At 52.9% G+C, this 13943-nt stretch carries 12 protein-coding genes; 4 read left to right on the top strand and 8 right to left on the bottom strand.

The window, feature by feature from the left end:
* Window positions 1-2 precede the first annotated feature (2 nt).
* Complete coding sequence (gene rluF / locus IB196_RS20865; protein ID WP_149691927.1) at window positions 3-884, top strand: 23S rRNA pseudouridine(2604) synthase RluF; 882 nt, start codon at window positions 3-5, stop codon at window positions 882-884.
* Here the strand turns inward: rluF and IB196_RS20860 are convergent.
* From IB196_RS20860 to rtcR, 7 genes are all read right to left on the bottom strand, one after another.
* Window positions 881-1153: a DUF3811 domain-containing protein gene (locus IB196_RS20860; protein WP_188232229.1), complete on the bottom strand. Its 273-nt coding sequence runs from the start codon at window positions 1151-1153 to the stop codon at window positions 881-883. The two genes, rluF and IB196_RS20860, sit on opposite strands and share 4 nt — an antisense overlap.
* Window positions 1154-1215: 62 nt before the next feature.
* Window positions 1216-1974: a DeoR/GlpR family DNA-binding transcription regulator gene (locus IB196_RS20855; protein WP_005132777.1), complete on the bottom strand. Its 759-nt coding sequence runs from the start codon at window positions 1972-1974 to the stop codon at window positions 1216-1218.
* Window positions 1961-2824 (bottom strand): Cof-type HAD-IIB family hydrolase, encoded by an 864-nt coding sequence (locus IB196_RS20850; protein WP_005132776.1) that lies wholly within the window; start codon window positions 2822-2824, stop codon window positions 1961-1963. Before IB196_RS20850 ends, IB196_RS20855 begins: the two co-directional genes overlap by 14 nt.
* Window positions 2825-2841: 17 nt before the next feature.
* Window positions 2842-3681: a histidine biosynthesis protein gene (locus IB196_RS20845; RefSeq protein ID WP_188232230.1), complete on the bottom strand. Its 840-nt coding sequence runs from the start codon at window positions 3679-3681 to the stop codon at window positions 2842-2844.
* A 27-nt stretch (window positions 3682-3708) separates the two neighbouring features.
* Window positions 3709-5295 (bottom strand): PTS sugar transporter, encoded by a 1587-nt coding sequence (locus tag IB196_RS20840; RefSeq protein WP_182289538.1) that lies wholly within the window; start codon window positions 5293-5295, stop codon window positions 3709-3711.
* Window positions 5296-5539: 244 nt separating this feature from the next.
* Window positions 5540-6478, bottom strand: a complete 939-nt coding sequence (gene panS / locus IB196_RS20835) for a ketopantoate/pantoate/pantothenate transporter PanS (RefSeq protein ID WP_040229837.1) — start codon at window positions 6476-6478, stop codon at window positions 5540-5542.
* 111 nt (window positions 6479-6589) lie between these two features.
* Window positions 6590-8170, bottom strand: coding sequence for an RNA repair transcriptional activator RtcR (gene rtcR / locus IB196_RS20830; RefSeq protein WP_188232231.1), 1581 nt, complete (start codon window positions 8168-8170; stop codon window positions 6590-6592).
* A 448-nt stretch (window positions 8171-8618) separates the two neighbouring features.
* Here rtcR and IB196_RS20825 point away from each other — a divergent pair, with 448 nt between their 5' ends.
* Together IB196_RS20825 and IB196_RS20820 are read left to right on the top strand one after the other, a co-directional pair.
* A complete protein-coding gene (locus IB196_RS20825; RefSeq protein ID WP_040229834.1) occupies window positions 8619-9746 on the top strand; it encodes a slipin family protein in 1128 nt (375 codons plus the stop codon).
* Window positions 9747-9751: 5 nt separating this feature from the next.
* Window positions 9752-10537: a nucleotidyltransferase domain-containing protein gene (locus IB196_RS20820; protein ID WP_005120782.1), complete on the top strand. Its 786-nt coding sequence runs from the start codon at window positions 9752-9754 to the stop codon at window positions 10535-10537.
* A 42-nt stretch (window positions 10538-10579) separates the two neighbouring features.
* On the opposite strand, the gene lysC is transcribed toward IB196_RS20820, so the two are convergent.
* The gene (gene lysC, locus IB196_RS20815; protein WP_188232232.1) at window positions 10580-11929 is read right to left on the bottom strand and encodes a lysine-sensitive aspartokinase 3; all 1350 of its coding nucleotides are present in this window, start codon (window positions 11927-11929) and stop codon (window positions 10580-10582) included.
* A gap of 301 nt (window positions 11930-12230) precedes the next feature.
* Here lysC and pgi point away from each other — a divergent pair, with 301 nt between their 5' ends.
* Window positions 12231-13880 carry a glucose-6-phosphate isomerase gene (gene pgi, locus IB196_RS20810; protein WP_003826559.1) on the top strand — a complete coding sequence of 550 codons (1650 nt, stop codon included), beginning with the start codon at window positions 12231-12233 and terminating at the stop codon, window positions 13878-13880.
* Window positions 13881-13943: the final 63 nt, after the last annotated feature.

The raw sequence follows: 13943 nt of genomic DNA, 5'->3' as shown, positions 1-13943 counted from the left end.
TTATGCTGCCCGACTCATCCATCCGATTAAATAAATACATCAGTGAAAGCGGAATCTGCTCGCGCCGCGAGGCGGATCGCTTTATCGAACAAGGGAATGTCTTCCTGAATGGCAAACGCGCCACCATTGGCGATCAGGTGATGCCTGGCGACGTCGTGAAAGTGAATGGTCGGTTGATTGAGCCGCGTGAAGCGGAGGATTTGGTTTTTATCGCGCTGAACAAGCCGGTAGGGATTGTCAGCACCACCGAAGACAGCGAACGCGACAACATTGTGGATTTCGTTAATCACAGCAAGCGCGTGTTTCCCATTGGCCGTCTGGATAAAGATTCCCAGGGGCTGATCTTTCTCACCAACCACGGCGATCTGGTGAATAAGATCCTGCGTGCCGGTAACGATCACGAAAAAGAGTATCTGGTGACGGTCGATAAGCCCGTAACCGACGACTTTATTCGTGGGTTGGGAGCCGGTGTGCCAATCCTCGGCACTGTTACCAAGAAATGCAAGGTCAGGAAAGAAGCGCCGTTTGTATTTCGTATCACTCTGGTCCAGGGACTGAACCGTCAGATCCGTCGGATGTGCGAACATTTTGGCTATGAAGTGGTGAAACTTGAACGTACGCGGATCATGAATATCGGTTTGTCCGGGCTGCCGCTGGGTGAATGGCGCGACCTGACGGATGACGAACTGATCGAACTGTTTAAGCTGATTGAGAATTCTTCTTCAGAAGCTAAACCGAAGGCGAAAGCGAAGCCAAAAGCCGCCACCGCAGGCATCAAGCGCCCGGTAGTGAAAATCGAAAAATCGGCGGAGAAAGAGAAATCGCGCCCGGCGGCAAACGGCAAGCGTTTTACCTCGCCGGGGCGTAAGAAGAAAGGACGTTAACGTCTGCCGCGCGTTGGCGTATTCGCCGACCAGGAGAATGACGCCTCTGAATCCGGTTTATAAGCCTGCTTTTTCTTCAACTGGCGGGCTTTTTTAGCTTCGGCTTCGCGCACGGCCATCAGCTTATCGATGTACTCTTTCTTGATGCTGTTGGTCTCAGCGTTGGTCAGCAGTCGACCATGCGCAATGCGCGCGCGGTCGAGCAGCGTTTTCAGTTCACGCTGTTCGCGCTCGGTCATCTCTTTTTGGGTAATGCGGGGGAGTGCCATACGGGTGCCCTCTGTTAGCCGATATTCTCAGTGTACGGTAATCCTGGCCAGCCTGATAGCGCTCAATAGGCAATACGCAATTTTCCGCCAAAGTCCTGCTGGGTATAACCCGTTGTTTTGAATCCTTTATCTGTGATGATGCTATCGATTTCTTTTAACGTGGCGATACACATCACCCCATCCTGACCAAATTTGGTATGGTCGGCGAGAATTACCGCTTTTTTGCTCATGGCAATCATGGACTTCGCCACGTACGCTTCATCAAAACTTTTTACCAGCACTCCATGCTGAGGCGAAATCCCACCTGCGCCAATGAAGCAGATATCGGCGTGAATGGCGTTAATTTGCTGACAAACCGAGACACCGAGATTGGCGCGAAAATGGTAGTCATATTCGCCACCTAAGACGTAAACGCGGGCCTGAAGATTATGCTCTTTAATTTTATCCGCAATTAACGCTGAGTTGGTAATAACAGAATAAGCGAGTGGGGGTAATAGTTCAGCAAGAATTAAGTTAGTCGTACAGGAGTCAATAAACAATGTGTCGCGTTCGCTAACCATCGTGGCGGCAATTTTACCAATTGCCATTTTTTCATCGCGGTGTATATCTATACGGGCGCCAAACTCATCTTCCTGAACGACCTGTTTTTTGACAGCCCCTCCATGGATTTTGGTAATTTGTCCTTCGGACTCCAGTATCGAGAGGTCACGGCGAATGGTCTCTGATGTAACTTTTAGCGTTTCCGATAATTTGATGACTGTGACTTCACCGAACTTATTTAATTCATCAAGAATATGTTTTCTTCTTTTAATCGGGTTCATTATTTTCCGCCAATGTCGTGCTTTGGCGCATGGTAACTGGATGCGCAAAGCAACGCAACCACTCCAGCGCACGGACAATACCTTCATCATCATTAGAGGTCGTCACATAGGTGGCGTGTTGTTTTACTGCATCAGGCGCATTGCCCATGGCGATACCGATGTTAGCAGTGGTAAACATACTGATATCGTTCTGCTGATCGCCAATCGCTGTAACCTGTTCGGTCGCTATATTTAGCTGCTGCCTTAACATGTTTATAGCATAGCCTTTGTTTATTTCAGTACGTTGGATGTCAATATAATTTCCCCCGGTGATTGTCGCCATATAACCACAGGGCAATTCATTATTCATTGCCGTACATAATGAATTTATTTTTGATTGTTCTGCCACTAATGTGATTTTATAAACATCATGCTGATTAAAAATATATTCAGGCGTTGCCGAAATAAAGGGTAGTTCAAATAAGTTGGCCTCATAAGTCGTCCATGGTGCCACGAGTCGGTCATCACGATGATAAATAGCATCGGCGCTAAAAAAATGATGGGGGTAGCAGGAAAGAGAAATAGATCGGTCAATCTCCTGGAGGTCCATGCAAGAGAGTGCCGCAGTATGAATAATATGCTGCGACGCAATCTCCAGAATTTGCCCACCATTAAAACCGGCGCACCAGGCAAACAATTTATCTACCTGTTGCTGTTGTAACAGGCGCACCATGGAGGAGACCGGCCTGGCGGAACAGGCTGCCAGCAGACCGCCACGCTGGCGGAACTCAACCAGCGCCTGACGCGTGCGCGGGCTGATTGTTTTCTGCGATGTCAGTAACGTTCCATCCAGATCGGTCACCAGCAACATATCTCTTTCCTCTGAGTTTACTGAGCAATAAACGGTGTGACGGCCTCTTTGGCGGCGTTGCAGACCATATTGTCGATTGCCGTACCGACGACCAGAATATTGACTCCGGTATCTTTAAACGCTTTGGCGTTGGCGAGGTTAATACCGCCTTCTGCCAGCGTCGGCACATCAACCGCGCCAACCAGCGCTCGCAGCCTGTCTTTAATGGCCTGTGGAATGTCGCCTGCTGCTACGCCTTCATAGCTCATACCGGTCATCAGGCCGATCATATCGACGCCAATTTCCTGCATCCGCTTCGCCACGGTGGAAACCTCTTCCGGCGTACGCGCAGGAATACCGAAAGTATGTAGATCGTCCGGGTGACCAATATAGGCGTCAACGGTCAGACCATATTGATGGGCGAGATTAACGATATCCTGTAGATCGTCCCAGTCGGATTTATGCGTGTGTAAACCATCGGCTCCGGCACGGGCAATCTCCAGAATCTCAGTGTCACTGAGCGGCACGGGCAAGGTTTCGGTAAAACCCCCCGCAATACCCACGGTAATGAAAATATCGTCAGGAACCACGTTACGCACGCCGTGTACCGCTTCAGCCATTTGGCTGTTGGTGATTTCATGGCGGATCTGCTCTGCTGCATGCATATTGCTCACGCCTTTGTGTCCACGCGCCAGCGCCAGTGCCGGGTGGTTTGGTTCCAGCAGCTTAACGCCTGCCTCACACACCGCTTTCGCCAGACGCGCATCGTCGCCAGTGATCCCGGTACTGAGGATGGTTTGTCCGCCGTGGAGTGCAATGGCGTCTTTCACTTTCTGTAACGCTTTGGCGCGTTTTTTATTCATATCGCCTTTAAACATGGTGTACCTCTGGTGTTGGTGCATTAATTAACGGGCTGACGCTGCGGGTTCGCTCTGTACGACAGCCTTAAAACGGTTAGCAATAATGGTGGTAATACAGGTCATCGCCATTATTGTGATCATCACAATGGCCATCTGAAGCGCATTGCTGGACAAGAACGGCGAGGCAAAAGCGGGAACATAGGCCACGCCTTTAACGTTAAAGAAGCCCAGCATCATGCCGCCCATTCCGGCCCAGAAAATGGCGGAGCCAAAGACAATTTTGTTGGCGAACATGAAGGGGTAGGCAGATTCCACGAAGGTTCCGAAACCCAGGTTTATAAGCAGCCCCGGTGTGGCGACGGCGGCTTCACTTTTTTCACGAGGGGCGATAACGTTGGCAAGGTTAATCCCTGCGGCAACCATCACCAGACCCACCATATCGACTGCGCCGAGGAAGCTGACGCCGGATTTTTCCATCTCCAGCAGAACCAGCGGCAGGATGACCGCGTGATAGACACCACCCAGGATGGCTGGCCAGATAACCAGCCCCGCCAGCAGTCCGGCAAGAACAGGACTGAAAGCCAGGGTGCTTTCGATAGCCAGTTTGATGTAATTACCTGCTGACAACGCCAGCGGACTCAACAGATAGTGCATGATCAACCCGGCGGCAAGACCTGAAATCCCACCGGCGACGATGTTGACGGTGGTCATCGGAAAGCGCCAGTTCAGGCATAATTCAAACAGCCAACGAACGAAAATCCCGGCCATCAAACCGCCGATTATCCCGCCGATCAGACCCCCCTCGACGGACAGCACCCCGGCGACGACCCCGGCAACGATTGAGACTTCATCCAGCTCAGAAATCTGTTTTGCCGCCAGCACGGCAACCAATACCGGCAGGCCTTTCAGCAGGATTTCAAAAATATCGTTAAGTTTTTCCAGACCCGGGATGTGGCTCAGGGCGAGAACAATCGCCATCGCGATAAAGCCAGGCAGCGCAGGGATCATAATGCTGCGAATGTTAAAGCGTTTGAGCAGGCTCTTTCCGGAGCCACCCTGGGAGGGTGAAGCGCTACCCAACTGCGGCTTGTACTTAACGCCCCAGTGTTTACACAGAGACGCCACGAAGGAGACTGCGCGGGTGCGGCTGGTGGTGCCGGTCGTACCCGAGGTTGCGACGACATTTGCCCCTTTTGCCGCCACCAGCGCCATTGACGTTCCCCCGGTGCCAACGATCGGTGTTTTCATCTCAACAGCTGCGGTGAAGACTTCGTGGTTCGCTTTTCCCGGATCGGCGCTCATCACGACGATCCCGTCGATCGCGCCGCTACGGATCATCTCAGCAATCTGGCGATCGCTTTCGACCACCGAAGCGTTCACCTCTGAGAGTTTGCCCTGAAATATCCGTTGTGGTTTTTGTTGGTTTTCTGTGGTTAATGCATACACGGATGCCGGTGTGTGGGGTTTGGCAACATCCATCGAGGCTTCCGCCGCGATAAACTGCACGGCGGCAACTTCCACACCTGCGGCTTCGCACTGCTGATAGATTTCCTGGAGTAACTTCTCTGGCTCTGCGCCACCCAGGTTGTAGAGGTTGCCTCCACTGCTTCCAATAATCGCAATTTTTTTCATAGCGGCCTCAAAGATAGGGTAAAGGGGTTATCTGTGTTGTAGTGAAGTCATAATTCCAACTAAAACAAAACAAATCAACATTAAATGATCGAGATAAATTATCATTTGCATGTGGTTTGTTTATTAATTAGTTGAAATAAAAAGAATAAATTAAGATTTTGTTTTGTGTTGGTATTTGTTGTTTTGTGATGGGGTTCAAAGGAATATTTAAATAAATGGAGGGTGACCCTCCATTTATACGCGATCAGTTTTGTTTTATAGCGCTTCGCTTTTCAGTAATCGCCTTCCCGGACCAGTAACCCGCAAGCAGCGAACCTGAAAGGTTGTGCCAGACGGAGAACAACGCGCCGGGCAGGGCAGCGAGCGGACCGAAGTAGATTTTGCCCAGCGCAGCGGCGAGGCCGGAGTTCTGCATGCCGACTTCAATCGCCAGTGTGCGGCAGGTGGATTCATCAAAGCCGAACAGTTTCCCGCCCCAGTAGCCGCCAAGCAGACCAATGGTGTTATGCAGAATAACGGCGATAATCACCACAAAGCCGACCGACGCAATGTGCGACGCAGAACCTGCCACAACAGCGCTGATAATCGCCAGAATGCACACCATAGAAAACGCGGGCAGATACGCTTCTACGGTTTTTACGACGCGTGGGAACAGATGATGAATGACCAGGCCCAAAGCGATCGGAATAACTACGATCTGCAGAATGCTCAGCAGCATACCCATCACATCTACCTGGATATGCGCGTCGACGTAAAGACGGGTGAGCAGCGGCGTGGCGACAACACCGACCAGGGTTGAAACCGATGAAATCGTCACGGAGAGCGCCACATCGCCTTTCGCCAGGTAGATCATTACGTTAGATGCCGTTCCGCTGGCGACGCTACCGACCAGCACCATACCTGCGGACAATTCCGGCGGCATATTAAAAGCCAGCGCCAAAATCCATGCGGCGAGCGGCATCACCAGATAGTGCAGGAAGATACCCGCCGCAACCGGGGCTGGGCGTGAGAGTACGCGTTTAAAATCATCCACCTTCAGGTGTACGCCCATGCCGAACATAATCAGCATCAGTAACGACGGCACAAATGGCCCAACAGGCGTAAAGGTGGAGGGCGTGTAATACGCAATAACAGAGAGCAGCAGCGCCCATAACGGGAACAGCCGCGTGAGAGTAGCGAGCATGTTGTATTCCTTGCGATTTAAAGATGTTGTGTTGTTATAAAAAAGCCGGGATCGAGCCCGGCTATAGTTATTGTTTATCGCGTGATGGAATATTATTCAAACAAATTATGTTCATGTTGCGCTGCGGAGATTTTCCCAACTTAGTCCAAAGCGGGCCAAATACTTGCGCAGGCGGTCCGCATCGTTAGGATTGGCTTTTTTCTGCCGTGAGACGGCGAACAGTTCGCGTCCGGCTTCCGACAGCGACGCACAACGGCGGCACACTTCCAGCACCGTTTCCAGTTGGCGGCGATCGAACAGGTCAATGTCCATATTCAGTTCAGGCTGCGGATTTGCTATCTGCCAACTCTCCTTTAGCAGCGCAATCTCTTCTTCGACAAGGGATAAGGTAATGCGACCTTGTTCGGCAAGTGTCGCCATGCGCGCGATGGATGAGCTGAGTTCGCGAAAATTGCCGCGCCATCGCGCCTGTGGGGAGCAGGCAAACGCCAGATAGGCAGTGCGAGCCTCTTTATCGAAACGGATTTGCGTCTGCTTGTTGCTGGAAAAACGTTGCAGCTCATACTCGACGTTCGGGGCGATATCTTCCCGCCGCTGCGCGAGACCGGGCAGGGCGAAGCACCACATGTTGATCCGCGCGTAGAGATCTTCGCGAAAACGGCCCTCAGCGACCCATTGCCGCATGTCGCGATGGGTGCCGGCAATCAGCTGAAAATCGCTGTGTACTTCTTTGTCCGACCCAAACGGGAAAAAGGTTTTTTCTTCAATCGCTTTGAGTAACATGGCCTGCTCGTCCAGCCCCAGCTCGGCGATCTCATCGAGAAACAGCACGCCGCCATCCGCTTCTCGCAGCAATCCGCTACGCGCCGTGAGCGCGCCGGTAAACGCCCCCTTCACATGACCAAACAGCGTGGACATCGCATTGTCACCGCGCAGGGTCGCGCAGTTAACCGCCACCAGTTTTCCCGCCACCAGGTGCCGCGACTGGCGTAGCTGAAAAATACGTTTCGCGAGGAAGGATTTGCCCGCGCCGGTAGGGCCGGTGAGCAGGATCGGGTCGGTCGAACGCAGAGCCACCCGCTCAATGCGATCGATCAGTTTATTGAAGGTGGCGTTGCGCGTATCAATCCCGGCTTTCAGAAAGGATACCGACTGCTGCTGTTCGCGCTGAAAACGGCTGGTGAGCGTGGCATAGCGGCTTAAATCGAGATCGATAACCGAGCAGACGCCCGCGGCGACGGCCTCATCTGATGAACCGCGTGGCGCCGGGCTGGTTTGCAGCAGGCTGGCGGGCAGGTAGCGCGCTTCCGTCAGCAAAAACCAGCAGATTTGTGCCACGTGAGTCCCGGTGGTGATGTGCACCAGATACTCTTCGTTTTCCGTATCAAATTCATAATGCGTGGCAAAGTCGAGGAAGGCGGCGTAGACCTCTTCAAAGTCCCACGGATCGTTAATGGTGACGGCATGCGGGCGGACTTTGGTGCGCGGCGAAAGCAGCGCGACGTCTTCAATCAACCGTTGCGCCATGCTCTCATCGCGTGGCTGGTGGAGGAGTTCCAGCCTGTCGACAGGGAAATCGGGTTGTTGGCATAGACCAACCGTGGGTCGCCACTTCTTAAACCGATTGGCCCGCTTGCCGCGCTTATCGAGCACCGTTCCCAGTACGCCAATCACTACCCGTCGCTTCTGCATGGTTTATCCAAAAAGATAAATAAGAGAATAAAAGATAAAAAATTTAACCCAACGAGACAACCGCCATTATTGGTGTAAATAATTAAAATCATGAGAATCAATTAATTAAAAATTATTCATGCCGCTTTTAATTCCTGGCACGCTTCTGGCAATAACACTTGCGTCAATCACGCTGAAAGCGCAGGGGGTTAAACCCCGCCGGCACGTCAGGAACGGCACAGGCTGTTTTCAGGGCGCGTTCCGTCAGCCGATGACCACCAAACGGGTTCGATTCCCGATTCATTCTCCCAATGAAACTGGTTGTTAATCATAGAAATAAAACGGAGCAATGCGCAGTTAGCACGCTCCAGAACAGGCTGCCGGTAAAGATGCCGTGCGGCAGGCAAAAGGGAATTCCCCTGCCGCTTCGCCCCTGCACCCGCGCCTGGCTCACAATAAGGAATAAAAAATGATGAAGAAAATCACTATTCGTAAAGGCCAGCTTGGCCTGTTATCCCGACAGGGTGACTACTATCAGGTGCTGAATGCAGGTGAACACCGTTTACCGTGGTTTAACACACCTGACGTTCTGGTGGTAAATACCGATGGCAGTGAAATACCTGAGACGCTGGCGGAGTATTTACGTCGCTTTCAGCCCGAGTGGGTGGAGCGTTTCTGCCTGGTCGCGGATACGACGGATACCGAAGCCGTGGCGTTGTATGTCAATGGCGTTTTGCAGGAGATCCTGCCACCGGCAACGCGTCGTCTGTACTGGAGAGCCGACGAAGCGTTAACGCTGGTACGTATGGATACGCGCGAGGTTCAGGTGCCAACGGACGTCATGAATGCAGTGTTACAGCCCCGTCGCAGCGGTGCGGTAAAAGGTCGCGAAGCAATCTTAACGGTGCAGGTTCCGGCGTGGCACGTCGGTGTACTGAAAATTGATGGCGAAACTCAGGCGCTGTTGCCGCCGGGGTTAACAGCATACTGGAAGGTAAACCATCTGATTGAAGCGGAAGTTGTGGATACCCGTTTGCAGGTGCTGGAGGTTGGCGGCCAGGAGATCCTGACCAAAGATAAGGTCAACCTGCGTTTAAACCTGGCGGCGAACTGGCGTTATAGCGATGTGTTGCTGGCATTTGGTCAACTGACTAAACCGCTGGATCACCTTTACCGTGAATTGCAGTTTGCGCTGCGTGAAGCGGTGGGAACACGCACGCTGGACGAACTGCTGGAAGATAAGCAGGTGATCGATGAAGTGGTGAGCGCGCAGGTGAAAACCCGCATGACGCCGTTTGGTATCGAGGTGGCTTCGTTGGGGGTGAAGGATATTGTCCTGCCCGGCGATATGAAGGCTATTTTGTCGCAACTGGTTGAAGCGGAAAAATCCGCCCAGGCCAACGTGATCCGACGTCGTGAAGAGACTGCCGCCACGCGATCGCTGTTGAATACTGCAAAAGTGATGGAAAACAACCCGGTAGCGCTGCGCTTAAAAGAACTGGAAACCCTCGAAAGAGTCGCGGAACGGATCGATAAAATCTCGGTATTCGGTGGCCTGGACCAGGTGTTGCACGGTCTTGTGAACATAAAAGGATAAGAATAATGAGCGACAACACAGTGGACGGCGCAATGCGCGAACGGGTAGTGCGCCAGCTAAAAGAGGTTGAGCGGCGCTATGGCGTCAGGGTGCTGTATGCCTGTGAGTCCGGTAGCCGTGGCTGGGGATTTGCCTCGCCGGACAGCGATTACGACGTGCGATTTCTCTATGTTCATCCCCCTGAATGGTATCTGCGGGTCGAAGCGCCACGTGATGTTATCGAGCTGCCGATAGATGATGAGCTGGACGTGTGCGGCTGGGAATGGCGCAAGGCGCTGAGGTTACTTAAAGGCGCAAACCCGACGCTTATTGAGTGGCTGGATTCGCCGGTGGTCTATCAGCAGGATGACGCGACCGTGTCGGCGCTGAAAGCGTTGGTGCCTGAATGGTTTTCACCGCTGCGTGCTCGCTGGCACTACTACTCGATGGCGCGGAAAAACTTCCGTGGTTATTTGCAGGGTGACGACGTGCGATTGAAGAAGTACTTCTACGTTCTGCGACCCCTGTTGGCGGTGCGTTGGGTGGAAGCGGGCAAGGGCGTACCGCCGATGCGTTTTGCCGAGCTGCTGGCGGGAAGTGAACTGGATGCACCATTGCGTCATGAAATCGACGAATTGCTGGCGCGCAAACAGCGATCAGGTGAGGCGGAGTATGGTCCGCGTCGTCCATTGTTACATACGTTTATCCGCGCCGAACTGGAGAGAGGAGAAATCCCGCCAACCTTACCAGACAGCCGGGAAGGGGATGTGAGGGAACTGGACAGACTGTTATATGGCACGGTGATGCGGTGAAAATGCCCGATGGTGCAAGAGCCATCGGGCGTTGACGTCGATTCATTCAAACAAATTATGGTGCAGCTTCTGTACCACCAGCTCGGCTTCACTACCGGGCACCAGGAAGCACAGGTTATGGCTGGACGCGCCGTAGCAAATCATCCGAATGTTGAACGGCTCCAGTACGCCGAACACCTCTTTACCCACGCCGCAGGCTTTGGACAGGTCGTTACCAATCAATGCCACCAGCGCCAGGCCTTCTTCCACTTCAACCCGGCACAGGGCCGACAGCTCCATCAGCAGAGACTGCGTGAGCAGTGTATCGCCGGTGGAAGTTGAACCAGTGGTATCCAGCGTCAGCGCCACGCTGACTTCGGATGTGGTAATTAAATCGACCGAGATATTGTGGCGTGCCAGGATGCCGAACACTTCCGCCAAAAAGCCGCGAGAGTGCAGCATATTCAGGCTATGCAGCGTCAGCAGCGTCTGCTTACGGCGCAAGGCCAGCGCCCGGAACAGCGGTGGATTCGCGGTTTTATTGCACACCAGCGTGCCGCCTGCTTTTGGATCCTTGCTCGAGCCCACAAACACCGGGATATCGCTACGTACGGCAGGCAACAGGGTTGCCGGGTGCAGCACTTTCGCGCCAAAGGTCGCCATTTCCGCGGCCTCTTCAAAAGCGATTTCATCAATACGCTGCGCAGCCGGAACGACACGTGGATCGGTCGTGTAAATGCCGGGAACATCGGTCCAGATATCGACGCGCGTTGCGTGCAGGGCTTCTGCCAGTAAGGCGGCGGTATAATCGCTGCCGCCGCGTCCCAGCGTGGTGGTGCGGCCTTTGCTTTCGCTGCCGATAAAGCCCTGAGTAATGACCAGACCTTCGTTCAACCGTGGGGCAAGCTGAATGGTTGCCAGTTCGGCCAGCGCCGCAACGTCGGGCTCTGCGCGGCCAAAACGATCGTTGGTGCGCATCACTTTACGCACGTCAAACCACTGCGCTTGCACGTTGCGCTCACGCAGGATCTCGACGAATAACAGGGTAGACATCAGTTCCCCGTGGCTGACCAGTTCGTCGGTTAGTGCGGTTGAGGTCGCCAGTGACGCCGCTTCTGCCAGCGTGGTGATGTTCTCCAGCAGACGTTCAATCTCTTCACGGATGACGTTCGGATAACGCAGGCGTTCCAGAATATTGAACTGAATTTGACGAATGGCGTCGAGTTTTTCGAAGCGCTCGGTTGGCTCCAGACCTTCTGCCAGCGCGACCAGCAGGTTAGTAATACCCGCCGAAGCGGACAGCACCACTAAACGTACGTTAGCATCAGAAAGCACGACATCAGCACTGCGATTCATGGCATCAAAATCTGCCACGCTGGTACCGCCAAATTTGGAGACAACTACATCAGTCATAACTACCTCGTGTCAGGGAATGAATAGAGCGACCATGGCACAAAGGCAGAACGGAAACCGGTGCAGGCGCAAATGCAAATACCGTATTTATAAATAAAATGTGTAGCCTGTACTGTCAACGCTGGGATTATGCGGATTTTTCATGCTGTGTTAGCGCTGAGTAACAGTACTTATAACAGCTATACTTTTTAGCTACGTTTGGCGGATGCCCTGGCAATGGCATTAAAACAATCACACTTTTCTGTGGCTGGCGTTACAATCGATCTCAGTCACAATTCTCAAAATCAGAAGAGTATTGCTAATGAAAAACATCAATCCAACGCAGACCTCAGCCTGGCAGGCACTACAAAAACACTTTGAAGAGATGAAAGACGTTACTATCGCGGATCTGTTCGCGAAAGATAGCGATCGTTTCACTAAGTTTTCCGCGACATTTGACGATCTGATGCTGGTGGATTTCTCCAAAAACCGCATCACTGAAGAGACACTGGCTAAACTGCAGGATCTGGCAAAAGAAACCGATTTGGCGGGTGCCATCAAATCCATGTTCTCCGGTGAGAAAATCAACCGTACTGAAGACCGTGCCGTGCTGCACGTGGCGCTGCGTAACCGTAGCAATACGCCGATCATCGTTGACGGCAAAGATGTGATGCCGGAAGTGAATGCGGTGCTGGAAAAGATGAAATCCTTCTCTGAAGCGATTATCTCCGGCAGTTGGAAAGGCTATACCGGCAAGGCCATTACTGATGTCGTGAACATCGGTATTGGCGGCTCTGACCTCGGCCCGTTCATGGTGACCGAAGCGCTGCGTCCGTACAAAAATCACCTGAATATGCACTTTGTGTCTAACGTCGATGGTACGCACATTGCCGAAGTGCTGAAAAAAGTGAATCCGGAAACCACGCTGTTCCTGGTCGCGTCTAAAACCTTCACCACCCAGGAAACTATGACCAACGCCCACAGCGCGCGCGACTGGTTCCTGGCGACCGCTGGCGACAACAAGCACGTAGCCAAACACTTCGCAGCGCTCTCTACTAACGGTAAAGCGGTTGGCGAGTTCGGTATTGATACTGCCAATATGTTCGAGTTTTGGGACTGGGTTGGCGGTCGTTACTCCCTGTGGTCTGCAATTGGTCTGTCCATCATCCTGTCCGTGGGCTTCGACAACTTTGTTGAGCTGCTCTCTGGTGCGCACGCAATGGACAAACACTTCTCCACCACCCCAGCGGAGAAAAACCTGCCGGTGCTGCTGGCGCTGATCGGTATCTGGTACAACAACTTCTTCGGTGCTGAAACCGAAGCGATTTTGCCGTACGACCAGTATATGCATCGTTTCGCGGCCTATTTCCAGCAGGGCAACATGGAATCCAACGGTAAATACGTTGACCGTAACGGCAACGCCGTGGATTACCAGACTGGCCCAATCATCTGGGGTGAGCCGGGCACTAACGGTCAGCATGCGTTCTACCAGCTGATTCACCAGGGGACTAAAATGGTTCCGTGCGATTTCATCGCCCCGGCCATCACCCACAACCCGTTGTCGGATCACCATCCGAAACTGCTGTCTAACTTCTTCGCGCAGACCGAGGCGCTGGCATTCGGCAAGTCTCGTGAAGTGGTTGAGCAGGAATATCGCGACCAGGGTAAAGATCCGGCAACCCTGGACCACGTTGTGCCGTTCAAAGTGTTTGAAGGTAATCGTCCAACTAACTCTATCCTGCTGCGCGAAATCACGCCGTTCAGCCTGGGTGCGTTGATTGCGCTGTACGAGCACAAAATCTTCACTCAGGGCGCGATCCTGAACATCTTCACCTTTGACCAGTGGGGCGTTGAGCTGGGTAAACAACTGGCGAACCGTATTCTGCCAGAGCTGAAAGATGGTTCCGAAGTGAGCAGCCACGATAGTTCTACCAACGGTTTGATTAACCGTTATAAGTCCTGGCGTGCCTGATGGCGCTACGCTTATCAGGCCTACAGGACACTCTTGTAGGCCGGATAAGGCGTTTAGCCGCCA

The organism is Citrobacter sp. C6_1 (assembly GCF_014596835.2).
Taxonomy (GTDB): Bacteria; Pseudomonadota; Gammaproteobacteria; order Enterobacterales; family Enterobacteriaceae; genus Citrobacter; species Citrobacter pasteurii.
Note: the sequence above shows the minus strand (reverse complement) of the source record. Positions and strands in the feature narration are given on the sequence as shown.

Coding starts and splice junctions, on each gene's coding strand:
- rluF (WP_149691927.1), top strand. CDS start 3: ATGCTGCCCGACTCATCCATCCGATTAAATAAATACATCAGTGAAAGC.
- IB196_RS20860 (WP_188232229.1), bottom strand. CDS start 1,153: ATGGCACTCCCCCGCATTACCCAAAAAGAGATGACCGAGCGCGAACAG.
- rtcR (WP_188232231.1), bottom strand. CDS start 8,170: ATGCAGAAGCGACGGGTAGTGATTGGCGTACTGGGAACGGTGCTCGAT.
- lysC (WP_188232232.1), bottom strand. CDS start 11,929: ATGACTGATGTAGTTGTCTCCAAATTTGGCGGTACCAGCGTGGCAGAT.
- pgi (WP_003826559.1), top strand. CDS start 12,231: ATGAAAAACATCAATCCAACGCAGACCTCAGCCTGGCAGGCACTACAA.
- IB196_RS20855 (WP_005132777.1), bottom strand. CDS start 1,974: ATGAACCCGATTAAAAGAAGAAAACATATTCTTGATGAATTAAATAAG.
- panS (WP_040229837.1), bottom strand. CDS start 6,478: ATGCTCGCTACTCTCACGCGGCTGTTCCCGTTATGGGCGCTGCTGCTC.
- IB196_RS20850 (WP_005132776.1), bottom strand. CDS start 2,824: ATGTTGCTGGTGACCGATCTGGATGGAACGTTACTGACATCGCAGAAA.
- IB196_RS20825 (WP_040229834.1), top strand. CDS start 8,619: ATGATGAAGAAAATCACTATTCGTAAAGGCCAGCTTGGCCTGTTATCC.
- IB196_RS20845 (WP_188232230.1), bottom strand. CDS start 3,681: ATGTTTAAAGGCGATATGAATAAAAAACGCGCCAAAGCGTTACAGAAA.
- IB196_RS20820 (WP_005120782.1), top strand. CDS start 9,752: ATGAGCGACAACACAGTGGACGGCGCAATGCGCGAACGGGTAGTGCGC.
- IB196_RS20840 (WP_182289538.1), bottom strand. CDS start 5,295: ATGAAAAAAATTGCGATTATTGGAAGCAGTGGAGGCAACCTCTACAAC.